We start from the raw sequence: 24,362 nt of genomic DNA, 5'->3' as shown, positions 1-24,362 counted from the left end.
CATTTAATCCAATAAAAGAATCCACTTTACTTTAGCAAGATTCCTATTCTTATTCAACTTTCCTGTCTTAGTTTAGCTTATAGCCGCCTGAAAAACTCATGAAATATCATCTTTTTCTTTTTTATTGCCCCTTTCAGGCATACTATGCAAAAAGTCTTTATTAAAGCTGGTATCAGTGCCGATTTTGGGGCGGGTCAATTTCATTTCCGAAAGTGCACCTGCATTGTCGATTATTTTAGTTCCGTATTTCTTGCGCAAAAGTTCCATTGTCTGAAATAACGGCTCCTTTCTGGCATCCTTTTCAAAACTGAATAGATCCAGCTGTTTAACCGCCTGTTCGGGATAAACAAGGTCTGTTCCTGTAATGCCCAGCAATCGTACTGCATTTCCATTCCAATGTTTTATAAAAAGCTCTTTTGCCATTTGATAAATATCTTCATCCTGCTGAATCGGATTCTTCAGTTTGCGGCTTCTGGTAATGGTTTTCCGGTCCTTATACCGAATGGTAATCCCCAGAGATACCGCCATTACTTTTTTCCTTTTCAGTCTGGAAGAAACCTGTGCAGCCAATTTTTCAAGCACCTGAAGCAGCTCTCTTTGATTTGAAACGTCCCTTGGCAGTGTAGTCGAATTCCCCACACTTTTAAATTCAGAAGCCGATTCCGGATCGACTTTTCTAAGATCTTGGCCATTAGCTTTTTGTTTCAGTCTCGGGCCATTGATGCCCAGGGCTGCTTTTAAATTAATTTCATCCGCTTTTGCCAATTCGCCGATAGTGGTGATGTTGAGATTTCTCAGCTTTTCCCCGGTTTTCTTGCCGACTCCGTGCATTTCTTCCACTTGCATTGGCCATAGAATATGCGGTACATCTCTTTTTCTGAGAACAGTAATCCCCATTGGCTTTTTCATGTCAGAAGCCATCTTGGCTAAAAATTTGTTGGGAGCAACACCGATGCTGCAGGGCAAATCGAGCTGCTGAAAGATCTGCTTCTGTATCGTCTCGGCAATCTCTATTGGGCTCCCAAACTCATAGCTGTCTGTTATGTCCACATATCCTTCATCAATGGATACAGGTTCAACAAGGGAGGAATATTCGTGCAATATATCAAACATTCCCATAGAAGCTGCACGATATCTCTCAAAATTTGGCTTCATTATAATCAGCTGGGGACAGAGCTTTTTAGCCTCCCATAGAGGCATGGTGGTTTTTACGCCGAAGCTCCTTGCCTCATAGCTGCAAGTCACAATTATTCCGCGCCTCTCCTCCGGATTGCCTGCGATCGCTAAAGGCTTGCCCTTTAATGTGGGATCATAAGCCATTTCAACCGAAGCATAAAAACTATTCATATCAACATGGAGGATAACTCTCCCGTTTTTTGGATACATTTGTTTCATGCCGGCACTTCCCTGTAAAAATAATTCAATTCTATTTTAGCAGAAATTTTTCTTTTCTTTTATTAGAAGGATTTTATAAAAGCAAAAACAGAGAATCTTGATCCCCTGTTTTTATATTCGATCACTATGCTGTTGTGTGCTGCGTTTTCATATACTCCTTTATTTCCCTTATTCCTTCCAGAGATTCCACCAGCTTTGCAGGGTCGATTATGGTAATCAGCCTGCTTTCGATATTGGCTACACCTGTAAAATAATTGGTCTTTTGATAGGCAATCAAACCTGGCTGTTTCAGGCAGTCTGCTGGAATATCGAGAATTTCCTTGGCTTCATTCACTAGCACTCCGAATGATAGCTCGTCTGTCTGCAGCACGATCATTCTTGCTGAGTCGCTATCGGGCAGTGTCCGGCTGTAAAGAATTTCTTCAAAATCAACAACGGGAATTAGCTCTCCCCGGACTTTAACAATTCCTCTTACATGACTAGGCAAATGAGGAATCGGTGTAATGCCCTCCATTTTTTCAATTGATATAACAAAAGGAATGGGCGTGGCATATTCCTCATTTCCTGCACAGAAAACGACAGCTTTATTATTTTCAGTCATTCCATTTCCTCCTCGGAAACTCTTATGTATAGAACTAATATACCATAGCCATTATTTTCTAACTAGTGAGGAAACTAATTGAATTCAGTAATATAAAAAAGAGAACCGCATCGGGTTCCCTTTCTTTAAGCTTACGCTTAGACTTCTTCGATAATGGCAATAACCATTTCAGCCAATTTATTTAATTCTTCAATAGGCATGCGCTCATTGGTTGTATGAATTTCTTCATAGCCAACAGCAAGATTGACTGTAGGAATTCCTAAACCGGCAATAACGTTCGCATCGCTTCCGCCGCCGCTGTGAAGAAGCTCGGAGCTCCTGCCAATCTTGGCAGCGGCTCTGCGGGCTACCTCAACGACATGGTCGCCTTCGCCAAATTTAAAGCCAGGGTACATAACCTGAACATCCACTTCAGCTTTGCCGCCCATTTCTTCGGCAGCACTTTCAAAAGCTTCTTTCATTTTAGCTACCTGCTGTTCCATTTTTTCAGGAATTAATGAACGTGCTTCTGCTAAAATATCAACATGATCACACACGATATTCGTCTGCTGGCCGCCTTCAAAACGCCCAATGTTAGCCGTTGTTTCTTCATCAATGCGGCCAAGCGGCATTCTTGAAATCGCTTTCGCTGCCATAGTGATAGCAGAAATGCCTTTCTCAGGGGCTACACCGGCATGTGCTGTTTTCCCTAGAATAGCAGCTTTTACTTTTGCTTGTGTCGGAGCGGCAACGATAATATTTCCCACTTTTCCGTCACTGTCCAGTGCATAGCCGAACTTCGCTTTAACAAGTGAAGGATCGAGTACCTTCGCTCCGACCAGTCCGGATTCTTCACCAACTGTGATTATAAACTGGATAGTTCCATGAGCAATATTCTGCTCTTTCAGGACTTTAACAACTTCCAGCATAACAGCAAGTCCTGCCTTGTCGTCGGCACCCAGGATCGTTGTTCCATCTGTTACAACATAGCCGTCCTTAATGGAAGGTTTAATTCCTTTTCCAGGAACAACCGTATCCATATGGGAAGTGAAATAAATTGTGTCTGTTCCTTCTTTAGTTCCCTGAAGAGTGCAGATGAGGTTGCCTGCACCGTGTCCGGTCTGTGCAGTTGTATCGTCTTCGTACACCTCAACCCCAAGATCCCTGAATTTTTTCTTCAGGACTTTTGCAATTTGAGCTTCATACTTTGTTTCAGAATCAATTTGCACCAGTTCCAGAAATTCGTTTAATAAGCGTTCCTCATTAATCATTTATGTACAAACCTCCAAATTTAAGCTTACTAAGCAAGTATAACTCCAAAATTTTGGCACAGCAAATAAGGAATCATTTATAGCGGAATATTTCCATGCTTTTTATGCGGCCTGCTTTCTTTTTTATTTCGCAGCATTTCAAGCGCCTGAATGATCTTGATTCTCGTTTCTCGCGGATCGATGACATCATCCACCATGCCCCTGCTTGCCGCCACATATGGATTAGCGAACTTTTCTCTGTACTCCTCGATTTTTTGTGCTCTGGTGGCCTCGGGATCTTCACTATTCTGGATTTCCCTTGCAAAAATAATGTTGGCTGCACCTTGAGGACCCATTACGGCTACTTCCGCATTCGGCCATGCAAATACAAGATCTGCGCCGATAGATTTACTGTTCAGGGCAACGTAGGCTCCGCCGAAAGCTTTTCTTAAAATAACAGTAAGCTTTGGCACTGTTGCTTCTGAGTAAGCATAGAGAATCTTTGCACCATGCCGTATGATCCCGCCATGCTCCTGTTTAACACCTGGGAAAAAGCCTGTAACGTCCTCAAATGTAATAAGAGGAATATTAAAGGAATCACAGAACCGGATAAACCTTGAAGCCTTATCGGAAGAATCAATATCAAGTCCTCCTGCCATTACCTTCGGCTGATTGCAGACAAGTCCCACCGTTTCACCCTTGATTCGGGCAAGCCCGACTACAATATTCTTAGCAAAGTCACGCTGTACCTCCATAAAAGTATCTTTATCCACTACCTGTTCAATGACTTTTCGGACGTCATATGGACGAAGGGCATCAAAAGGAATGGCGTCTGTCAGATCCGGACGGTAATCATCGTCCTCATCCCGTTCTGACAATGGCGGTTTTTCCTCATTATTCTGTGGAAGGTAGCTTAAAAGACTTCGCACCTGCTCAATAACTTCCTCTTCGGACTCGCCTCTAAAGTGTGCGTTTCCGCTGATTGTGTTATGCACACGGGCACCGCCCAGATCCTCCGGTGAAATTTTTTCCCCAGTTACCGTTTCGATTACTTTTGGGCCAGTTATGAACATCTGGCTCGTTTTTTCCACCATGAAGACAAAATCCGTGATCGCTGGAGAATAAACCGCTCCGCCTGCACAAGGCCCCATAATGACGGAGATCTGAGGAATCACTCCTGAATAAATGGAATTCCGGTAGAAAATATGGCCGTACCCATCAAGGGAAACAACACCTTCCTGAATTCTGGCACCTCCGGAATCATTCAAGCCTACAAATGGAGCCCCATTTTCTGCCGCCAAATCCATTACATTGGCAATTTTTTTTGCATGCATTTCCCCAAGGGCACCGCCAAAAACAGTAAAGTCCTGGGAAAATAAGAAGATAGGCCGTCCGTTGACTTTACCATAGCCCGTTACAACACCATCGCCGGGGCCTTTTTGGTTTTCCAATCCAAAATCTGTGCTGCGGTGCTCAATAAATGGATTCAGCTCAACGAATGTGCCCGGGTCAACTAATAAATCGATTCGTTCACGGGCAGTCAGTTTCCCTTTTTCATGCTGTTTTTGTATACGTTCATCCCCTCCGCCCAGTTCGACTTCCCTGCGGCGGTCGTATAACTCATTTATTTTCTCATAGATGTCTGCCATGCTTTATTTCAATCCTTTCTTTTCACAAAATTCGTATAATATGCCGCCTGTTGATTTCGGGTGCATAAAGGCTACCTGGGCACCGCCAGCACCAATCTTCGGTTCATCCTGCAGCATCCTGATGCCCTGTTCCTTCATTTGATTAATGCGTTCCTGTATGCTGTCAACACCTAATGCTACATGATGAAGACCTTCGCCTCGCTTCTCTATAAACTTGGCAATTGGACTTTCTTCACTTGTCGGTTCCAGCAGCTCAAGTTTCGTTTCCCCTGCTTTAATAAAAGCAACCTTTACCCCTTGACTTTCCACTTCCTCAATTCCGAGAAATTCTAGCTGCAGCGTTTCAGTATAAAATGGAAGCGCTTCATCAAGAGACCTGACTGCAATCCCTATATGGTCCACCTTCTGGATCATCTGATTTCCTCCTCATGGATGTCGGATATTATCAATTTCCCGCAGAATGCGGGCATATTTTAAGACTATTATTTAAATATTCGTTAAAAATGTCGAAAATCCTTTTAAAAATTGAGCGGTTGTTCAATTTGAAGATTCTTAGTAAAATAATAGTAAGAATTGGGACGAGGAGGAATAGAATGTCAAATAAGAAAATGACAAAGGTGATTGTTTATTTAATGATATTTGCAATGCTCGCATCTACACTCATTATGGGAATGTCGATGTTTTTATAACAGAAACTATGTAGATTTTTTCAGCTGCTGCGGATGGCCATTCCGGGCAGCTTTTTTTGTTTTATCCAACATATTTTTAACAGGTTATCTAATTTATCTAACATATTTTAGAATTTATTTTACATCTATAACACTTTCCAGTCATACAAGGCATTAAAAAACTGCATCCATTCAGATGCAGCTGTACATTCTTTTAATTATCTTTTTTTATTGCGCCGTATTCTCTTCCTAGTTCGTCAAAGTTTTTGGTTGAGGTGACTACTAAGATCTTTGTTCCAATCGGCACGGATTCATATAACGACTCGACAGCTTCATTCTGCAGTCTAATACATCCATTGGAGACATATCTGCCGATGGACGATGGATCGTTGGTTCCGTGAATGCCATAGATTCTGCCATCTGTTTCCTCTGCGTCAAACCCAATCCATCTTGACCCTAGCGGATTACGGGGGTCACCGCCTTTAATTTCCTTTTTCCTATAGTAAGGATCCGCTGCCTTTACAGTAACAGTAAACAGGCCTTCAGGTGTAAGATCATCCGTTTTCCCGGTTGCAGCTGAGATGACATTCTGGACATTATTATCCTGAATATACGCAACTTCATTAGTCCGTTTATTGACAATTAAAAATGGATCTCCTGGCAGCGGGTTGGGTCCCAAAGGCCAGATTGGGGAAAATGAAAAAAACATGATGGCCGCTGCAGCAAACTTCAGCATGATCATTCACGCTCCAATTCCTTTTCCTTAGTTTGCTTCTGCTGTCCTGTCTTGATTCATTTCCCTATCCTTTAATCCTATAAAAGAGCTTTTTATAATTAAATACTGTTCCATTTCTTTTACAAAGTGAAGCAGCGCAGCCCGTGCCTCAAATTCCTCTCTTGTCTTGGGGAGCTCCATATTTTCAAATGAAACTCTCATTCGGTATAATTTCTCCAGAAATTGAATGGCCGTATTCCCTGGATGAATGTGGTCCGATAACTCCTCAATAAAGTCAGCAATCATCTCCCCCTGTTCAACAGGCAATGCAATGGACGTAACACTTGGAAGAACACGCTCAATAATCTCAAATTGTTTTTCCCTCATTTTAAAATAGTGATAATATAAATTATCATTCCTTCGGAAATGGTTTTCGACATCTCTGAAAGCCAATGTTTTTGCCTTATCGATCAATTCCATCGTTTCAGTGATTTCTCTGCCATCCCAGCTGCTCTCATGTGTGCGCAAATACTTCACGATTTCATCAAAGATTATCTTAAAGTTATCCTCTATCTCGAGTCTATACTCCTTAAGCTTCGATTCCAGACTGGGCATATAGAGGTTTGCGATGAGCGCCACACCAATACCTACAGTAATAATGCCCAGTTCATTCAGCAGGAGTTCCTTTGAAACTTTCCCTGCAGAATAAATATGCAGAATAATAACGGAGCTTGTCACTATCCCATCACTGGCCTTTACCATGACAGCTGCGGGGATAAAAAACAAAAGCAGCAGTCCAATTACAAGCGGATGGTAGGCAATCCCCTCAAAAAACAAGGAAGAAAACACCATTGCCATTAAGCAGGCAAAAAAACGGTCCCATGAAGCGCGCAGAGACTTTTTCTTCGTTACTTTTATGCATAAAATAGTTAAGATTCCTGCAGAGACAAAATTATCAAGCTGCAGCATTTGTGCAATCATAATGCTAATGGAAGTTCCCACGGCAGTCTTGATTGTCCGGTAGCCAATTCTGTACTTCATTTAGTCAAACTCCTATATTCATTTGCCCGCATCAAATTATAAGAAGGCTGTTAGTTTTGAGAAAAGCGAAAGAGAAGATGATCCTTTTGATCATCTTCTCCCATAGCATATATCGATTATAGCATTTTTTGCAAGAAATCCCTTGCACGTTCACTCTTAGGATTAGAAAAAAATTCTTTAGGTGAAGAATCCTCTACAAGCACGCCGCCATCCAGGAAAAGCACCCTGTCTGCCACTTCACGGGCAAATCCCATTTCATGGGTTACAATTGCCATTGTCATGCCTGTATGGGCTAAATTTTTCATAACGTCCAGCACTTCTTTCACCATTTCCGGGTCAAGAGCGGATGTCGGTTCATCAAACAGCATGACATCAGGCTTCATAGCAAGAGCTCTGGCAATCGCGACCCTTTGCTTCTGTCCCCCGGATAACCGATTTGGATATTCGTATGCTTTGGCTGATAATCCGACCTTCTCCAAAAGCTCGATCCCTGCTTTCTCAGCGTCCGATTTCGAAACTCCCTTAACCTTCATTGGTGCATAGGTCAGGTTTTGCAGAACCGTTTTGTGTGGAAATAAATGAAAATGCTGAAAAACCATTCCCACATTTTGGCGCACTTTCATAATGTTCGTGCTCTTATCCGTAATGTTCTGCCCGCTAATCATGATCCGGCCGTCTGTAGGCATTTCCAGGAGATTGATGCAGCGCAGCAATGTTGACTTGCCGGAACCGGATGGACCAATAATTGCTACTACTTCGCCATCTTGAATACTGGTAGAAATACCTTTAAGAACTTCAAGTTTACCGAAATGTTTATGCAAATTTTCCACTTTAATCACTGCGTCTCATTCTCCTTTCGATCCCTTTTCCAAGCACAGTCAGGATCATAACCATAATGTAATAGATAAGCCCGGCAATCAGTATTGGTTCGAAGTATGAAAACTTTTCGCCTCCCACGATGTAAGCCCGGCGCATCACGTCTGTAACACCAATAACCGTTACGATTGCAGACTCTTTTGTCAGGGTAATAAACTCGTTCATCAAAGCAGGCAAAATGTTTTTCATCGCCTGCGGGAGAATGATATCCATCATGGCCGGCCTATATGGTACACCTAAAGCCATGGCCGCTTCACTTTGGCCCTTATCTACGGCCAGGATGCCGGCCCGGATAATCTCCGAAATATAGGCTGCTGAGTTTAGTCCAAAAGACAAGACGGCAGCTGTGGAAGGATCAATTTTATACCCGATCAGCTGTGGTGATCCATAATAAATGAGCATTAGCTGAAGAACAAGAGGTGTTCCTCTAAAGACGGATGTATAGGCATCTGCAATCCACCCAAGAGGTTTAAATCTGCTGATTTTAAAGAATGATAGAATAATGCCTAAGACAAAACCCAGTATCCCTGCCATAGAAACTATTTGAAGCGTGACGCCAATGCCTTTCAGTATATATGGAAGGGAGGGGATGAACTGCTGAAAATCCAGATTCACTATCTTTCCATCCTCTCTATAAGTAGTTTATTAGTTTTCGAGAAGAATAAAGCGTCCAAAGGAAAATATGCCTTGGACGCCAATTCCCAGCGGAATTATTTGTTATCAAACCATTTTACGATTAGTTCTTCCAATTCACCGTTTTCTTTCATCTTCAAAAGCTCTGCATTAAATTTTTCAGTTAAATCGCTTCCTTTAGGAAAAGCAATGGCCGAACCTGCCTCCGCTTCAGCTTCTTCGATAGTAAAACCGGCTAAATCTTCATTTTTTTCAAAGTATCCTTTAGCAACAGTGTCTTCAATCATGGCAGCATCAAAACGGCCTGCCATAATTTCCTGAATCAATTCAGGGATGCGATTGCGGTTTTCCACAGTCATATCAACTGTCTCACCAATTTCTTCTGCTTTATCTGCCTGGATGGAGGCAAGCTGAACTCCTAAAGTTTTTCCGTTCAAATCTTCCAATGACTCAATTCCGCTTCCTTTTTTTGAGACGATCATGTGGCTCGCTGTATAATATACATCACTGAAATCAACGTTTTGTTTGCGCTCTTCAGTAGGTGTCATACCGGCCAGAACAAAATCAACCTGGCTTGTTTCCAATGCAGGAATCAATCCGTTAAAGTCCATATCCTTTACTTGTATCTCATAACCCAGTTTTTCAGCGATCGCTTTGGCCAAATCCACATCAAAGCCGATAATTTCTTCCCCTTTTGCGGAATCTACATATTCAAATGGCGGATAATCCGCTGACGTGCCCATTGTTAATACTTTTTTATCTGAGTTTTCCCCTGATCCGCTTCCCGTGCTGGCTTCTTCACTTGTGCCGCATGCAGCTAATACACTGACTAAAAGTATACTTAAAGCAAACATGATGACTTTTTTCATTTTAGTTTCCCCCTATAAAATATGAATAATTTCTGCATAACTATTAATAAATATTCACTAAAATGAATTTTAACAGATTTTTATATTTATGCAATAACATTTTTAAATATTTATACAAAGTTTAATTATTCAGACAAGTATACACACAAAAAAAAGTCCCGAAATTCGGGACCTTCCGCTATTTAAAGCTCTTCGCAATATTTCTCAAAGGTATCCTGCAGTTTTTGAACAACAGCCATTGGCTCATGTCCTTCAATTTCATGGCGCTCGATCATCGTGCATAATTCTCCGTCTTTAAGAAGAGCAAAAGATGGTGATGATGGCGGATAACCGGTAAAATAAGATCTTGCTTTTTCTGTTGCTTCTTTGTCCTGGCCGGCAAATACAGTAACCAAATGGTCAGGGCGCTTATCATAATGCAGGGAATGCATGGCCGCCGGACGGGCAATTCCGCCTGCACACCCGCAGACTGAGTTCACCATTACAAGTGTTGTGCCTTTTTTATTAAGGGCTTCATCCACTTCTTCCGGTGTCGTTAATTCTGTATAGCCAGCATGCACAATTTCCTGCCGCGCCTGCCTTACAACATCATTCATAAATAAATTGAAATCCATATTCATAATCATCGCTCCTCTGCCAAATTTCTTTTTCACTATATACATAATACCAAGACAAGAACAAATTTTACAATCAAGTCAATTTTTCGAATAAAAAAGTTTAGCTTTTGGGTTATGGGGGAAAGATAAAACTACAGCTAGATCCATACCCCTAAACTCCCTAGATTCGCCAGTGCCCGCAAGGCACTGGCCATTTTTTTGTATGAAAAGCTGCCCCGGCGCGGGCAGCTTTATCTTTTCGAATAGATATTAAACAATTCTTCCACTGCAGATGTAACCGTCCTGTTTCCTGCGATGACCTCGTTTTCGATTTTTGGAAGGAGCGGCTTTACTGCAGGATGATAAAAAAAGCTGAATTGAAGCTGATCGAGGATCATGGAATGGATCCATTGTTTTGTCTGGAGTCTTCTTCTTTCCTCAAACACGCCTGAGGCTTTTGAGGTATCTTCAAATGTTTTGATTACTTTCCATATCTCAGGGATGCCCTGATTAAAAACAGAAGAGCAGGTATAGGCTCTGGTTTGCCATCCCTTTGTAGCAGGCTGGAGAAAATGAAGAATACGGTTATATTCTGCTTTTGTTTTCTCGGCCAATTTTTTATTGCTTCCATCGGCTTTGTTGACAATTACCGCATCCGCCAGTTCCATAATGCCTTTTTTCATTCCCTGCAATTCATCGCCTGCCCCTGTCAGCGTTAATAGCATAAAAAAGTCAACCATGTCCCTGACAATGACCTCACTTTGTCCCACACCGACTGTTTCGACCAGAATTACATCAAAGCCTGCCGCTTCACACAGAAGCATGGTTTCTCTTGTTTTCCGGTGGACTCCTCCCAATTTCCCTGCTGAAGGGGAAGGCCTTATGAATGCATTTGGGTTTCTGGACAGCTGCTCCATTCTCGTTTTATCGCCAAGGATGCTTCCGCCGCTCAAGCTGGAGCTCGGATCGACAGCAAGCACCGCTACTTTTAATCCTGCATCACATAGGTATGTCCCAAATGATTCAATGAATGTGCTCTTACCTGCTCCCGGCACCCCTGTTATCCCAATCCTGAGCGATTGTCCTGAATGGGGCAAAAGTTTGAGCAGGATTTCCTGTGCATGACGAAAATGATGTTCTGCATTACTTTCAATCAGAGTGATCGCTCTGGCAAGCACACCTCTGCTGCCATTCAAAATACCTTCTTCCAGAACGTTAAGATCAGGGAGGGCGGCAGATTTTTTTTGAAACCTGCCTTTTTTCTCAAATTTCAGCTCCGGCTCACCTGTATCCACACCACCGCGGACAATGCTTGAAAAATTATCTGCTTTTTCTTCATCAAACCATTCCGGTTTCTTATCCTCAGTCATTTACTGGGTCACTTCCTCATACCCGAGACGGCTGTATATCTCCCTGATGACTTTTTGGGCTGCCACTGGAATGACGGTGCCCGGGCCAAAAATGGCAGAAGCACCATGCTCATATAAATACTGATAATCCTGTGCCGGAATAACCCCGCCAATGACGACAATAATATCTTCCCTGTCCAGTTTTTTCAGTTCAGCGGCAAGCTGCGGAAGAAGGGTTTTATGTCCGGCAGCAAGTGAACTGATGCCAATGACATGTACATCATTTTCTACAGCCTGCATGGCTGTTTCTTCCGGTGTCTGGAAAAGAGGGCCTATATCCACATCAAAGCCGAGATCGGCAAAGGCAGTGGAAATGACTTTTGCTCCTCTGTCATGTCCATCCTGCCCCATCTTGGCAATCAGAATCCGCGGCCTCCTTCCCTCATTTTCAAGAAATTCATCTGTCATCTGCTTCACTTCTGCAATTTCATCTTCGTTGGAAAAAGCAGAACTGTACACGCCGCTGATAGAACGGATAATTGCTTTATGGCGATTGGCCACTTTTTCAATCGCTTCAGAAATTTCCCCAAGAGTGGCTCGAACCCTGGCTGCATTTACTGCTAGCTCAAGAAGATTTCCTTCCCCTGTATCTGCAGCTCTAGTAATAGCTTCCAAGGCTTCAGCAACTTTCTCATTATCGCGTGAAGCCTTCAGCTGCTCCAGCTTCTCGATTTGCTTTAATCGGACAGCTGTGTTATCAATGTCAAGAATATCAATCGGCTCTTCTTTTTCCAGCCGGTATTTATTCACACCTATTATGGTTTCTTTACCGGAATCAATTTGTGCCTGCCTTCTGGCAGCCGCTTCTTCGATCTTCATTTTTGGCAATCCTGTTTCGATCGCCTTGGCCATTCCGCCAAGATTTTCGATTTCTTCAATATGCTCCCAGGCGCGCTTAATTAACTGATCTGTTAAAGCTTCAACATAATAAGAGCCGCCCCAAGGATCAATTACATTCGTGATCCCTGTCTCTTCCTGAAGGTACAGCTGCGTATTTCTAGCTATACGGGCAGAAAAGTCTGTCGGCAATGCAATGGCTTCATCCAGTGCATTCGTATGAAGGGATTGTGTATGGCCCATTGAAGCGGCATGCGCCTCAATGAGAGTCCTTGTTACATTATTAAACGGATCCTGCTCTGTTAAGCTCCAGCCAGAGGTTTGAGAATGCGTTCTAAGTGCCATTGATTTTGGATTATCCGGCTCGAAGGTCTTCATCATTTTTGCCCATATGAAGCGGGCTGCCCGCATTTTTGCCACTTCCATAAAGTAATTCATGCCGATTGCCCAGAAAAACGAGAGCCTTGGTGCAAAGGAGTCGATATCGATTCCAGCTTTAAGGCCGGTTCTTACATATTCGAGACCATCTGCCAGCGTATAGGCAAGTTCAATATCAGCAGGAGCCCCCGCTTCCTGCATATGATAGCCAGAAATACTGATGCTATTGAACTTAGGCATGTATTTTGAAGTATATTCAAAAATATCGGCAATGATCTTCATGGACATTTCCGGAGGATATATATATGTGTTGCGCACCATATATTCTTTTAAGATATCATTCTGGATCGTTCCAGAAAGTTTCTCCTGGCTTACTCCCTGCTCTTCCGCTGTAACAATATAAAAAGCCATGACAGGCAATACCGCTCCATTCATCGTCATGGATACAGACATTTGATCTAAAGGTATCCCATTAAACAAAGTCTTCATATCCAGGATGGAATCAATGGCCACGCCAGCTTTCCCGACATCTCCCTCGACTCTTGGATGATCTGAATCATAGCCTCTATGAGTAGCCAGATCGAAAGCGACTGATAAGCCTTTTTGACCCATTGCAAGGTTGCGCCTGTAAAAGGCATTACTTTCCTCTGCAGTAGAGAAACCGGCATACTGCCGGACAGTCCATGGCCTGTTCACATACATGGTTGAATATGGCCCTCTTGTATAAGGGGGCAGTCCAGGCTTATCGTTTATGTGCTCCATGTCTTTAAGATCTTCATTTGTGTACAGAGGCTTTACATTTATTTGCTCATTTGTTTCAAAGAGAAGATGATCAATGGATGAATCGATTTCTTCCTCAGCTTTTCTTTTCCAGTCATCTTTGGCTGATTGTTTTGCTTTAAGAATATCCAGGCTTTTAAAATCAGGTTTATTGGCCATTGCTTGCCGCCTCCATCTCGTTCAGCATATTTAAGAGAGTTTCATAGCAATCGCTCTTTACATGAATGTATCCGCCGATGCCAGCGTTCTCATATTCATCCTTTTCCCTCTCTTCGGGAAGGCCGGCTAAATAGATTTCAGCTGACGGGAAAGCTTCTTTCAATTGTTTAATTAAAGGTACAGCCATGCTATCGTATAGTTCATTTGATCCGCAAATAAAATAATGCCTGCAATTTGTTTTTTGAATAAATGCTTCAGCATCTTCAGGGTTATATACCGAACCGCTTTTAACTGCATCAACTCCTCCGGGAGCCAGGAAGCCGGAAATAAAATCAGCACGCGCCTTATGGTCTTTCAATGCTCCCAGACAGATAAGACCTGCTTCAGGACGAATGCCCTTTCCTTTTAATCTTTCAGATAAATTCCGCAAACCCTCGAAAGACTCAGAAAGACGAACCTGTGTGATAGTCTTGAGATCACTCCTGCTGTTACGGACGGTTTCCATTTCTATCTGAAGCGGCTTTTCATCAAGATTTGCATATATATTCGTTCCGATGATACTTTGTTTTCTTGTATGAACATCTTTCTTCTTCTTTTCAAGTACTTGAATAATCTGATCCTGAACCCATCCTGATTGGAGGGCATCCGCCATTCCTCCCTGCTCTTCTATCTCAAGGAAAAGTTCCCAGGATTTAGAAATCAATTCATTTGTCAGATGCTCAATATACCAGGAGCCGCCTGCTGGATCAGACACCTTCAGTAAATGCGCCTCTTCCCTTAAAATCAACTGAGTATTGCGGGCAATCCGTTCTGAAAAAGGAGTTTGAGATCCTTCCGGGTCATTAAATGGGCTGACATGAAGGTATTGGACTCCTCCCAAAATTGCTGCAAACGCTTCATTTCCTGCTCTCAGCATATTCACATAGGAATCATAGGCTGACTTTGTAAAAAAGGATGTCTCTGCTGAAATGACCATTTTTTTACCGTCACCATCAGCTCCGTATGCTTCCGCCACTTTTCCCCATAAAACCCTTGCGGCACGCAGCTTGGCGATTTCCATAAAAAAGTTTGAGCCAACAGCAAACTTAAAAACCATTTTGGATAACATTTCTTCGGTACTTTTGCCTTTTTCAAGAAAATATTGCAGGTGATTTACCCCTGCTGCAAGTGAAAATGCAAGTTCCTGGACAGCATTTGCGCCGCCATTATGATAGATCGCAGAATTTACCATGATTGTTTTCAGGCTGGGCAGATTTACAGCTGCCACACTCACCGTTTCATTCAAATTTTCATATAGCTCATCGATTGAGCGGCCGTTCAGTGAATCGGCAGCAGCAATAGCTAGCGGGTCGGCGGCAATGTATCCAGAGACTTTTTCTTGTCCTTTTACTGCACTAAGACCTGCTATTAATAAGTGCTGATTTGGGCCTGCATCCACACTGAAAGGATATTTGTCATAGAGTTCGCCAACAGCCGCGCTTATCTTCTCTGGATTTTTTAACAGTTCAGGCTCGAAAGCCAGCGCTGTCTGCCCTTTATTTATGGCGGCATGGAGTTTATCTGACAGCTCTTCGGAAGAGGAAGCACTAATTTTCTGTGCAACCTTCCATTTTTCTGACAGGTATCCGGCTGCATAGGAACCTCTTCTAAAATCTTCTAAGCCCGGATACTGAGATAATGCACCAGTTCCCATGTCTTCTCTGGAATAAAGCGGTTTCAATTTTATGTTTTCATATGTATTTCGTGATAATGTTTCTAAGGATTTCCCTTTAAGAGCTTTTTCCGCATTTTGTTCCCAGTCTTGATTTGTCTGCTGCGGGAATTTTTCTTTAATCATTTTCTTTAATGACATAATTTGCTGTCCTTATTGCTGACAGCGTTCCCTCCCCTCATGCGGCAGCGGACCCGTTTCTTGTAAGAAACAATGCCGCAAGAAAATTATAATAAAATTCTAAATTCTCCATATACCTATTTTAGTATACAAAAGAGAAACAAGCAATGAACAATAAGAAACCGCTGCCCCTAAGCAGGGCAGCGGCAATTTTCTTTATTAATAAATAGTTGTATTTTCTTTAGATGTGTTCTCAAGAATTTCTTTCACGCGCTGCAGGAATCGTCCGCATACCAGGCCGTCAAGCACACGGTGATCCAGGGACATACAAAGGTTCACCATGTCACGGACAGCAATCATGCCATTGTTCATGACAACAGGACGCTTCACAATGGATTCAACCTGAAGAATTGCAGCCTGAGGATAATTGATAATGCCCATTGACTGGACAGAACCGAATGAACCGGTATTATTTACAGTGAAAGTTCCACCCTGCATTTCAGCGGAAGTCAATTTGCCTGTACGTACTTTTAATGCAAGGTCATTGATTTCACGGGCTATACCCTTAATCGTTTTTTCATCAGCTGCTTTGATGACCGGAACGAATAACGCGTCATCTGTTGCAACCGCAATGGAGATGTTGATATCCTTCTTCTGGATAATCTTATCTCCTGCCCACATGGAATTAATCTGCGGGAATTCCTTAAGGGCCTGCGCAACAGCTTTTACGAAGAAAGCAAAGAATGTAAGGTTGAAGCCCTCTTTTTGCTTAAACTCACCTTTGATGCTGTTACGGTATTCGACAAGATTTGTAACATCTACTTCCATCATTGTCCAGGCATGTGGTGCTTCATGTTTGCTGCGAAGCATGTTTGCTGCAATCGCTTTACGCACTCCAGTAACAGGGATTTCAACATCACCCGGCATTACTGGAACATTAGGTGCTGGCGCTGCCTGTTTTGGTGATGCTGGCTGGGAAGGTGCCGAAGACGGTGCCGGCGCTTCTGTCTTTTCCGGTGCTGGTGCTGATGCAGCCGCAGCAGCTGCCGCTGTAGGAATATCTCCGGACTCAATTATTTTCATAAGGTCTTTACGGGTAATTCGTCCGCCGGCGCCTGAACCTGTAACTTGATTTAAGTCAATGCCGTGTTCCTGTGAAAGCTTTAGGACTGCAGGTGAATAGCGGACTCCATTAGGAGCTTCTGATTTTGCAGGTGCCGCTTGTGCAGAAGGTGCTGACGCAGAAGGTGCATCAACTTCTTGCTTAGGCTCAGATGGAGCTGGTGCCGCCGCTGCTTCACCGCCGCCTTCAGTTTCGATTGTCAGAATAACCTGGCCAACTTCATAAGTTTCGCCTTCTTCTGCAACCAATTCTTTGATTACACCTGAGAAAGAAGATGGGACCTCCGCATTTACTTTGTCAGTCATTACTTCAGCAAGCGGATCATATTTATTTACTTTATCTCCAACGGAAACCAGCCATTTGCTGATTGTCCCTTCAGTAACACTTTCCCCAAGCTGGGGCATTTTAATTTGCTCAATAGCCATTGGGTAACCTCCTTCTAGCTGCCCGCATTTTGCGGGTCATGCAGCTGGTGCAGCTGATCCGGAATGAATTCCAGCCGGAGAGCCGCATCATCTGCGCTTTCCATTTTTATTAGCTAAGATGCCAGTTATTAAAATTCAGCCAATTCACGCATTGCTTTTTCTACTTTATCAGGGTTAACCATAAAATATTTTTCCATAGTTGGGGCGTAAGGCATTGCTGGCACATCAGGACCGGCAAGCCGTTTGATTGGTGCATCCAGTTCAAACAGGCAGTTCTCTGCAATAATGGCAGAAACTTCACTCATGATGCTGCCTTCTTTATTATCTTCAGTAAGAAGAAGCACTTTACCTGTTTTTGACGCAGCTTCGATAATTGCTTCTTTATCAAGCGGATAAACCGTTCTTAAATCAAGGATGTGCGCTGAGATGCCATCTTTGGCAAGTCTTTCAGCAGCCTGAAGAGCGAAATGAACACATAGGCCATAAGTGATCACTGTGATATCTTCACCCTCGCGTTTGACATCCGCTTTTCCGATGGGCAGAACATAATCATCATCAGGAACCTCGCCCTTAATCAGGCGATATGCACGCTTATGTTCAAAGAATAGTACAGGATCCTCGTCACGGATTGCCGCTTTCAATAACCCCTTTACATCATAAGGGGTAGAAGGCATAACAATCTTAAGTCCCGGCTGATTCGCAAATACTGCTTCGACAGATTGGGAATGATATAGCGCTCCATGAACACCGCCGCCATATGGTGCACGAACAACAATCGGACAGCTCCAGTCATTGTTGGAACGGTAGCGGACGCGTGCCGCTTCTGAAATAATCTGGTTAACTGCCGGCATTATAAAGTCGGCAAATTGCATTTCTGCAATCGGGCGCATTCCATACATCGCTGCACCGATTCCAACCCCTGCAATCGCTGATTCAGCAAGCGGAGTATCAATTACGCGGTCTTCGCCAAATTTATCATATAGTCCTTGTGTCGCTTTAAATACGCCACCTTTTTTACCTACGTCTTCACCTAAAACAAATACCTTTGGATCTCTTTCCATTTCCTCGCGGATTGCCATTGTTACCGCATCGATATAAGAAATTACAGCCATATTCTCTCCCCCTTACTGTTCAGCATAGACATGCTTTAAAGCAGATTCCGCTTCTGCATATGGAGCGTTTTCAGCATAATCAGTTGCTTCGTTTACCAATTTCATAACCCGGTCATTAATTTCCTTTTCGATCGCATCATCCATAACGCCATTTTCTTTCAGGTATGCGCCAAAAGTAATTATAGGATCTTTTGTTTTCGCTTCAGCCACTTCATCAGGAGCACGGTAGCTTCGGTCATCATCATCAGATGAGTGAGGAGTTAAACGGTATGAAATGGTTTCGACCAATGTTGGCCCTTCTCCGCGGCGGCCTCTGTCTGCCGCTTCTTTCACAGCTTTATATACTTCAAGCGGATCGTTTCCGTCAACTGTTATACCCGGCATGCCGTATCCAATAGCTCTGTCAGATACGTTTTCGCAAGCAAGCTGCTTTTCAATCGGTACTGAAATTGCATATTTATTATTCTCACACATAAAGATAACAGGCAGCTTATGAACACCTGCAAAGTTCGCACCTTCATGGAAGTCCCCCTGGTTTGAAGAACCTTCACCAAACGTTACAAAGGTTACCAGATCTTTTCCTTCCAGCTTTCCGCCAAGAGCAACGCCAACAGCATGAGGCACCTGTGTAGTTACAGGTGAAGAGCCTGTTACGATACGGTTTTTCTTTTGACCAAAATGTCCAGGCATTTGGCGGCCGCCTGAGTTTGGATCTTCTGCTTTGGCAAACCCTGAAAGCATTAATTCCTTTGCAGTCATGCCGAACGTAAGGACTACTCCCATGTCGCGATAGTATGGAAGAACATAATCCTTCTCGCGATCAAGTGCAAATGCAGCACCTACCTGAGCAGCTTCCTGTCCCTGACATGAAATAACGAAAGGGATTTTTCCGGCACGGTTCAAAAGCCACATACGCTCATCAATACGGCGAGCTAATAGCATGGTCTCATACATTTCAAGAACTTTCTCATCACTTAAACCTAAATCTTTATGACGGTTTTCAGCCATTTATACAACCTCCTAAGCTAATATGTATCCCGGGCTCCAAAAGTGAGCCTGGACTATTTCATTTTATTAAATTGAAACTTTATCCGTGGATAGCTTTTCCATCAACTGCAAGGGCAGCTTCACCGATTGCTTCAGATAACGTCGGATGAGGGTGGATGGTATGCGCTACTTCCCATGGAGTTGCATCAAGAACACGCGCCAGGCCTGCTTCTGAAATCATGTCTGTTACGTGCGGGCCTATCATATGGACACCCAGGATATCATCAGTATCCTTATCTGCCACAATTTTGACAAAACCGTCGGATTCACCAAATACGAGTGCCTTTCCGATAGCCCGGAATGAGAACTTGCCAGTTTTGACATTATGGCCTTTTTCTTTAGCTTCATCCTCTGTTAATCCAACGCTTGCCGCTTCAGGTGAACTGTAAATGCATTTAGAAACCAGGCTATAGTCAATTGGAGAAGGATTCTTGCCGGCAATGTGCTCAACGGCTGCAATGCCTTCATGAGAAGCAACATGAGCCAGCTGAAGGCCGCCAATAACGTCACCAATTGCATAGATATGGGATTCCTTTGTCTGGAAGTATTCGTTTGCTAAAACAAATCCCTTTTCAATCTGAATATCAGTATTCTCAATTCCAATGCCCTCTGTATTTGCCTGACGCCCCACAGAAACAAGCAATTTCTCTGCGGAGAATTCCGCTTGAGATCCTTTCACTTCAGCTGAAATCGTAACTCCTTCGCCTTTCTGAAGGGTTTCAGGAAGCACTTTTGCTCCTGTTACAATTTTGACTCCCTTTTTCTTCATAAGGCGCTGCATTTCTTTTGAAATTTCTTTATCTTCCGTAGGAATAATGCGGTCAGCATATTCGATAACTGTTACCTCAGCACCAAAGTCTGATAACATTGATGCCCATTCGATGCCGATGACTCCGCCGCCAACAATTATAATGGAGCTTGGCACTTCTTCCAAAGCTAAAGCCTCATCCGAAGTCATTACAAGCTGTCCATCAATGTCCAATCCTGGCAGGGTACGAGGACGTGATCCAGTTGCTACAATAACATTTTTAGGGATCAGCATTTCATTTTCGTCCCCATTGTTCATTTCAACAGAAATTGTCCCTGGCATCGGAGAGAAAATAGAAGGTCCAAGTATGCGGCCAGTCCCTTCGAAAACATCAATCTTGCCTTGCTTCATCAAGTGCTGAACACCTTTATGAAGCTGATCAACGATTTTGTTTTTTCGTTCCTGCACCTTACTGAAATTGATTGATACATCACTTGTCATTACACCAAAATCTTCACTGTGTTTAGCGGTAGCAAACACTTCAGCACTTCTTAATAAAGCCTTGCTTGGTATGCAGCCTTTGTGAAGGCAAGTCCCTCCAAGTTTTCCTTTTTCAACGATTGCCGTTTTTAAACCAAGCTGTGAAGCACGGATGGCAGCTACATAACCGCCTGTGCCTCCGCCTAAAATCACCAAATCATATTCCTGTGCCAAGTTGCTTCCCCCTTCTATTTCAACGCTGCTTTGCCAGCTTTTTTCCCAGGATATTCTTTTTCAATCTCTTCACCGCGGAGGACACGAAGAGCGCCTTCTGCGAGTGCCTGCAGTTCATTTTCACCAGGCTGCACAATAACATCTGCAATCCAGTTAATCCGCTCACTGATTTCGTTTACAAAGTCCTTGCCGTAGGCAAGACCGCCTGTAAGGATGATGGCATCAACCTTTCCGCCAAGTACTGCACTGGCAGATCCGATTTCCTTAGCCACCTGATAAGCCATTGCGGAGTAGACAAGCTTTGCTTTCTCATCTCCGCTTTCAATCATCTTTTCAACTTTTACTGCATCATTTGTTCCCAGGTAACCTACAAGACCGCCTTGTCCAACAAGCTTCTTCATCACTTCTTCACGATAAAAGCTGCCGGAGTAGCAAAGTCCCACCAAATCACCGGCAGGTACTGTACCTGCCCGTTCCGGACTGAATGGCCCGTCTCCATGAAGTCCGTTATTAACATCCACTACTCTGCCTTTTTTATGAGCGCCTACAGTTATACCTCCGCCCATATGCGTAACGATCAGGTTAAGCTCCGCGTACTTTTTGCCAAGTTCTTTGGCTACTCTCCTGGCAACAGCTTTCTGATTCAAGGCATGGAAAATACTTTTTCTTTCTATCATTGAAAAGCCTGAAATACGGGCAATTGGATCCAATTCATCAACCACAACCGGATCGACAATGAACGAAGGAATATTTAAACCCGAAGCAATCTCATATGCCAGGATTCCGCCAAGGTTAGAAGCATGCTGACCAGCAAAACCGGCACGAAGATCCTCAAGCATTGCATCATTAACTGAATATGTGCCTCCTTCAATCGGTCGCAGCAAACCGCCGCGTCCGCACACTGCACTTAATTTGGAGATATTGATTCCTTCATGATCAAGTGTTTCCAGAATGGTCTGCTTGCGGAATTCATATTGATCGATAATACTTTCATAAGAGTTAATGACATCTGCATCATGGCGCAATGTCTTCTCCAGGACAGAGATCTCATTATCGAAGACTCCAATCTTAGTTGAAGTGGATCCCGGATTGATGACGAGAATTCGATGTTCTTGTTCTAGCACGTTTAAACCTCCATAAAGAGCGGAAATTTCCCTTGTAAAAGCATACTCTTACTCAGGTACTATAACTGCCGCTGCATTTTTTCTACTTTGTTTTTAAAGGCAAAGACGCTGAATATTCCATTCAGCGCTTTGCATTTCAGGAAAGATAGTCCTCCCTGAAACTTATCTGCGGCTTAGAATATGATGGCCATTTTGGAGGAATTGTCCGCGTGAATTACGCATTCTTTCAATTCTTTCCTCAACCATGCGGTCAGCCGCTTTATATGTCGGAATTCCATCCCTTTTAGCAATCTCAATAACTTTTTCAATATTATTGTATACAGTTTCAACTTTTTTCATTGCACGTTCGCGGTTATATCCGTACAGCTCATCTGCAACATTAATAACTCCGCCTGCATTAATTACATAGTCTGGAGCGTAAACGATGCCTATCTCATGGATTAAATCACCATGGCGTGTTTCTTTAAGCTGATTGTTGGCAGCTCCAGCGATTACTTTGGCTTTCAGCTGTGGAATTGTATCATCATTAACTGTCGCACCTAGAGCACAAGGAGCATAAATATCGCATTCAACTCCATAAATTTCATTTGGTTCAACTGCTTTAGCACCGAACTCTTCAACGGCACGCTGTACAGCTTCTTTATTAATATCCGTAACAATCAGCTGTGCACCTTCTTCATGCAGATGGCGGCAAAGATTGAACGCAACGTTTCCAACACCCTGAACAGCAATTGTTTTGCCTTCAAGAGAGTCAGTTCCGAATGCCGCCTTTGCTGCTGCCTTCATTCCTCTGTATACCCCATAAGCTGTAACTGGTGAAGGGTTGCCGGAAGATCCGAAAGCAGGTGAAATTCCTGTTACATAATCTGTTTCCTCATGGATCAGGTCCATATCAGCTACAGTAGTACCCACGTCCTCAGCAGTAATATAGCGTCCATTTAAGCCTTGGATATAGCGTCCGAATGCACGGAACATTTCTTCGTTTTTATCTTTGCGCGGATCGCCGATAATAACTGTTTTACCGCCTCCAAGATTTAAACCAGCTGCTGCATTCTTATAAGTCATGCCTCGTGCAAGGCGCAATGCATCCTCAATAGCTGCTTCTTCAGATTCATAAGTCCACATGCGTGTACCGCCAAGTGCTGGGCCTAAAGTGGTATCATGAATAGCAATAATAGCTTTTAAACCTGATTGTTTGTCCTGGCAAAACACCACTTGTTCGTAATCGTAAGTTTCTAGGTATTTGAAGATTTCCATGTTATAATTCCTCCCCGGATTTAATAAAAGTAGTATGTTCGTTTGGATAATAAATTTTTAATTGCGATTTATAAAATGCTGAATGAATTATCAGATCCATTACTTTGCTGAACATATCGCTAAAGCCAGTGAATAAACCTTGCTTTCAGCCGAATCTGCTCTTGAAGTAAGAACGATCGGAGCTTTGGCACCTGCGATAACGGCTCCTACTTTTGCTTTAGCAAAATAGACAAGTGATTTATATAAAGTATTCCCAACTTCGATAGTCGGCACTAATAAAATATCTGCCTGTCCGGCAACTTCGCTTTTGATCCCCTTATGTTCAGCCGCTTCAAAAGAAATTGCATTATCCAGTGCAAGAGGACCGTCGACAAGACAATCTGTTATTTGGCCCCTTTGGTTCATAAGAGTTAATGCTGAGGCATCCAGAGTTGCCTGCATAGCAGGGTTAACAACCTCTACTGCAGCAATCGGAGCTGCAAGAGGCTTTTCTATTCCTATGCTCCTTGCAATTTCAACTGCATTTTTCAGAATTTGTGCTTTTTGGTTAAGGTCCGGTGCAATATTCATCGCTGCATCAGTGACAATTGTAAATCGTTCAAAACCTGGAACCTCAAATACGGCCACATGTGATAAAACATTTCCTGTTCTTAAGCCGAATTCTTTATTTAAGACAGCTTTTAAAATACCTGCCGTCGGGATATTTCCCTTCATCAGTACATTGGCTTTCTGCTCTTTTACAGCCCTTACTGCCAATTCTGCAGCATATGCAGACGATTCTGCATGAATGATTTCAAGCTTAGGGCTATCAGCTGCTGCGCTATGATTCTGATTTAAGATTTCGCGGATTTTTACCTGATCCCCGAATAATAAAAAGCTTGCTAAGTTCAGCTTAATTGCTTCTGCAACGGCTTCGAGAACTTCTTCGTCTTCCGCTGCGGCTACGGCTACAGTTTTCTCACCATATTGGGTTGCTTTCGTTAGAAGCGAATCCAATTTCATCTGTTCAACCCCCTTACTAGAAAAGCGCGTGCCTCACCCTCCCCGACACCTCGCGGGGGCAGGCTGCTTGTGCTAGACAATTATCGACGCCTTTCTCTTGATGTCCATCCGTTTTTTATACTTGCAAGAAGTGTGCCAACTTTA

At 43.2% G+C, this 24,362-nt stretch carries 22 protein-coding genes; 1 reads left to right on the top strand and 21 read right to left on the bottom strand.

The window, feature by feature from the left end; all coding sequences use genetic code 11:
- Positions 1-96: 96 nt before the first annotated feature.
- From ACEQ1T_RS22110 to mce, 5 genes are all read right to left on the bottom strand, one after another.
- Positions 97-1,395 carry a DNA polymerase IV gene (locus ACEQ1T_RS22110; protein WP_370224763.1) on the bottom strand — a complete coding sequence of 433 codons (1,299 nt, stop codon included), beginning with the start codon at positions 1,393-1,395 and terminating at the stop codon, positions 97-99.
- A 124-nt stretch (positions 1,396-1,519) separates the two neighbouring features.
- Positions 1,520-1,996 carry a chemotaxis protein CheW gene (locus ACEQ1T_RS22105; protein WP_206838416.1) on the bottom strand — a complete coding sequence of 159 codons (477 nt, stop codon included), beginning with the start codon at positions 1,994-1,996 and terminating at the stop codon, positions 1,520-1,522.
- A 137-nt stretch (positions 1,997-2,133) separates the two neighbouring features.
- Positions 2,134-3,246, bottom strand: coding sequence for a tripeptidase T (locus ACEQ1T_RS22100; protein WP_370224762.1), 1,113 nt, complete (start codon positions 3,244-3,246; stop codon positions 2,134-2,136).
- Between the two features lie 77 nt (positions 3,247-3,323).
- On the bottom strand, positions 3,324-4,874 hold the full coding sequence (locus ACEQ1T_RS22095; RefSeq protein WP_370224761.1) for an acyl-CoA carboxylase subunit beta: 1,551 nt from the start codon (positions 4,872-4,874) through the stop codon (positions 3,324-3,326).
- Between the two features lie 3 nt (positions 4,875-4,877).
- Positions 4,878-5,288: a methylmalonyl-CoA epimerase gene (mce, locus tag ACEQ1T_RS22090; protein WP_206838422.1), complete on the bottom strand. Its 411-nt coding sequence runs from the start codon at positions 5,286-5,288 to the stop codon at positions 4,878-4,880.
- A gap of 179 nt (positions 5,289-5,467) precedes the next feature.
- On the opposite strand from mce, the gene prli42 reads away from it, so the two are divergent.
- A complete protein-coding gene (gene prli42 / locus ACEQ1T_RS22085; RefSeq protein WP_019380208.1) occupies positions 5,468-5,563 on the top strand; it encodes a stressosome-associated protein Prli42 in 96 nt (31 codons plus the stop codon).
- 193 nt (positions 5,564-5,756) lie between these two features.
- Here prli42 and ACEQ1T_RS22080 read toward each other — a convergent pair whose 3' ends face one another.
- The 16 genes from ACEQ1T_RS22080 to yqiS form a co-directional block, all read right to left on the bottom strand.
- The gene (locus tag ACEQ1T_RS22080; protein ID WP_206838425.1) at positions 5,757-6,284 is read right to left on the bottom strand and encodes a L,D-transpeptidase; all 528 of its coding nucleotides are present in this window, start codon (positions 6,282-6,284) and stop codon (positions 5,757-5,759) included.
- Between the two features lie 21 nt (positions 6,285-6,305).
- Positions 6,306-7,298 carry an aromatic acid exporter family protein gene (locus ACEQ1T_RS22075; RefSeq protein ID WP_206838428.1) on the bottom strand — a complete coding sequence of 331 codons (993 nt, stop codon included), beginning with the start codon at positions 7,296-7,298 and terminating at the stop codon, positions 6,306-6,308.
- Between the two features lie 116 nt (positions 7,299-7,414).
- The gene (locus ACEQ1T_RS22070; protein WP_370224759.1) at positions 7,415-8,137 is read right to left on the bottom strand and encodes an amino acid ABC transporter ATP-binding protein; all 723 of its coding nucleotides are present in this window, start codon (positions 8,135-8,137) and stop codon (positions 7,415-7,417) included.
- Positions 8,130-8,789: an amino acid ABC transporter permease gene (locus tag ACEQ1T_RS22065; RefSeq protein ID WP_206838435.1), complete on the bottom strand. Its 660-nt coding sequence runs from the start codon at positions 8,787-8,789 to the stop codon at positions 8,130-8,132. The genes ACEQ1T_RS22070 and ACEQ1T_RS22065 overlap by 8 nt, the downstream gene beginning before the upstream one ends.
- Before the next feature lie 95 nt (positions 8,790-8,884).
- Positions 8,885-9,676, bottom strand: a complete 792-nt coding sequence (locus tag ACEQ1T_RS22060) for a transporter substrate-binding domain-containing protein (RefSeq protein WP_370224758.1) — start codon at positions 9,674-9,676, stop codon at positions 8,885-8,887.
- A 182-nt stretch (positions 9,677-9,858) separates the two neighbouring features.
- Entirely contained in the window at positions 9,859-10,296 is a 438-nt protein-coding gene (locus ACEQ1T_RS22055) for a BrxA/BrxB family bacilliredoxin (RefSeq protein WP_009332872.1), read from the bottom strand.
- Positions 10,297-10,523: 227 nt separating this feature from the next.
- Entirely contained in the window at positions 10,524-11,642 is a 1,119-nt protein-coding gene (gene meaB / locus ACEQ1T_RS22050) for a methylmalonyl Co-A mutase-associated GTPase MeaB (protein WP_370224756.1), read from the bottom strand.
- A complete protein-coding gene (scpA, locus tag ACEQ1T_RS22045; RefSeq protein WP_370224755.1) occupies positions 11,643-13,835 on the bottom strand; it encodes a methylmalonyl-CoA mutase in 2,193 nt (730 codons plus the stop codon). It lies immediately after the preceding gene.
- Positions 13,825-15,687, bottom strand: a complete 1,863-nt coding sequence (locus tag ACEQ1T_RS22040; protein WP_370224754.1) for a methylmalonyl-CoA mutase family protein — start codon at positions 15,685-15,687, stop codon at positions 13,825-13,827. The genes scpA and ACEQ1T_RS22040 overlap by 11 nt, the downstream gene beginning before the upstream one ends.
- 198 nt (positions 15,688-15,885) lie before the next feature.
- Positions 15,886-17,214: a dihydrolipoamide acetyltransferase family protein gene (locus ACEQ1T_RS22035; RefSeq protein ID WP_370224753.1), complete on the bottom strand. Its 1,329-nt coding sequence runs from the start codon at positions 17,212-17,214 to the stop codon at positions 15,886-15,888.
- Positions 17,215-17,342: 128 nt separating this feature from the next.
- A complete protein-coding gene (locus tag ACEQ1T_RS22030) occupies positions 17,343-18,326 on the bottom strand; it encodes an alpha-ketoacid dehydrogenase subunit beta (RefSeq protein WP_113884415.1) in 984 nt (327 codons plus the stop codon).
- Between the two features lie 12 nt (positions 18,327-18,338).
- A complete protein-coding gene (locus ACEQ1T_RS22025) occupies positions 18,339-19,334 on the bottom strand; it encodes a thiamine pyrophosphate-dependent dehydrogenase E1 component subunit alpha (protein ID WP_206838453.1) in 996 nt (331 codons plus the stop codon).
- A 79-nt stretch (positions 19,335-19,413) separates the two neighbouring features.
- Positions 19,414-20,835, bottom strand: coding sequence for a dihydrolipoyl dehydrogenase (gene lpdA / locus ACEQ1T_RS22020; protein ID WP_206838455.1), 1,422 nt, complete (start codon positions 20,833-20,835; stop codon positions 19,414-19,416).
- Between the two features lie 14 nt (positions 20,836-20,849).
- The gene (gene buk, locus ACEQ1T_RS22015) at positions 20,850-21,959 is read right to left on the bottom strand and encodes a butyrate kinase (RefSeq protein WP_370224751.1); all 1,110 of its coding nucleotides are present in this window, start codon (positions 21,957-21,959) and stop codon (positions 20,850-20,852) included.
- 162 nt (positions 21,960-22,121) lie between these two features.
- Positions 22,122-23,216 carry a branched-chain amino acid dehydrogenase gene (bcd, locus tag ACEQ1T_RS22010; protein ID WP_370224750.1) on the bottom strand — a complete coding sequence of 365 codons (1,095 nt, stop codon included), beginning with the start codon at positions 23,214-23,216 and terminating at the stop codon, positions 22,122-22,124.
- A 99-nt stretch (positions 23,217-23,315) separates the two neighbouring features.
- Entirely contained in the window at positions 23,316-24,218 is a 903-nt protein-coding gene (gene yqiS, locus ACEQ1T_RS22005) for a phosphate butyryltransferase (protein ID WP_206838460.1), read from the bottom strand.
- Between the last annotated feature and the right edge of the window lie 144 nt (positions 24,219-24,362).

The organism is Cytobacillus sp. (assembly GCF_964223445.1).
Classification (GTDB): domain Bacteria; phylum Bacillota; class Bacilli; order Bacillales; family Cytobacillaceae; genus Cytobacillus.
This window is presented reverse-complemented; position numbering and strand designations above follow the sequence as displayed.

Coding starts and splice junctions, on each gene's coding strand:
- ACEQ1T_RS22110 (WP_370224763.1), bottom strand. CDS start 1,395: ATGAAACAAATGTATCCAAAAAACGGGAGAGTTATCCTCCATGTTGAT.
- ACEQ1T_RS22105 (WP_206838416.1), bottom strand. CDS start 1,996: ATGACTGAAAATAATAAAGCTGTCGTTTTCTGTGCAGGAAATGAGGAA.
- ACEQ1T_RS22100 (WP_370224762.1), bottom strand. CDS start 3,246: ATGATTAATGAGGAACGCTTATTAAACGAATTTCTGGAACTGGTGCAA.
- ACEQ1T_RS22095 (WP_370224761.1), bottom strand. CDS start 4,874: ATGGCAGACATCTATGAGAAAATAAATGAGTTATACGACCGCCGCAGG.
- mce (WP_206838422.1), bottom strand. CDS start 5,288: ATGATCCAGAAGGTGGACCATATAGGGATTGCAGTCAGGTCTCTTGAT.
- prli42 (WP_019380208.1), top strand. CDS start 5,468: ATGTCAAATAAGAAAATGACAAAGGTGATTGTTTATTTAATGATATTT.
- ACEQ1T_RS22080 (WP_206838425.1), bottom strand. CDS start 6,284: ATGATCATGCTGAAGTTTGCTGCAGCGGCCATCATGTTTTTTTCATTT.
- ACEQ1T_RS22075 (WP_206838428.1), bottom strand. CDS start 7,298: ATGAAGTACAGAATTGGCTACCGGACAATCAAGACTGCCGTGGGAACT.
- ACEQ1T_RS22060 (WP_370224758.1), bottom strand. CDS start 9,676: ATGAAAAAAGTCATCATGTTTGCTTTAAGTATACTTTTAGTCAGTGTA.
- ACEQ1T_RS22055 (WP_009332872.1), bottom strand. CDS start 10,296: ATGAATATGGATTTCAATTTATTTATGAATGATGTTGTAAGGCAGGCG.
- meaB (WP_370224756.1), bottom strand. CDS start 11,642: ATGACTGAGGATAAGAAACCGGAATGGTTTGATGAAGAAAAAGCAGAT.
- scpA (WP_370224755.1), bottom strand. CDS start 13,835: ATGGCCAATAAACCTGATTTTAAAAGCCTGGATATTCTTAAAGCAAAA.
- ACEQ1T_RS22040 (WP_370224754.1), bottom strand. CDS start 15,687: ATGTCATTAAAGAAAATGATTAAAGAAAAATTCCCGCAGCAGACAAAT.
- ACEQ1T_RS22035 (WP_370224753.1), bottom strand. CDS start 17,214: ATGGCTATTGAGCAAATTAAAATGCCCCAGCTTGGGGAAAGTGTTACT.
- ACEQ1T_RS22030 (WP_113884415.1), bottom strand. CDS start 18,326: ATGGCTGTAATTTCTTATATCGATGCGGTAACAATGGCAATCCGCGAG.
- ACEQ1T_RS22025 (WP_206838453.1), bottom strand. CDS start 19,334: ATGGCTGAAAACCGTCATAAAGATTTAGGTTTAAGTGATGAGAAAGTT.
- bcd (WP_370224750.1), bottom strand. CDS start 23,216: ATGGAAATCTTCAAATACCTAGAAACTTACGATTACGAACAAGTGGTG.
- yqiS (WP_206838460.1), bottom strand. CDS start 24,218: ATGAAATTGGATTCGCTTCTAACGAAAGCAACCCAATATGGTGAGAAA.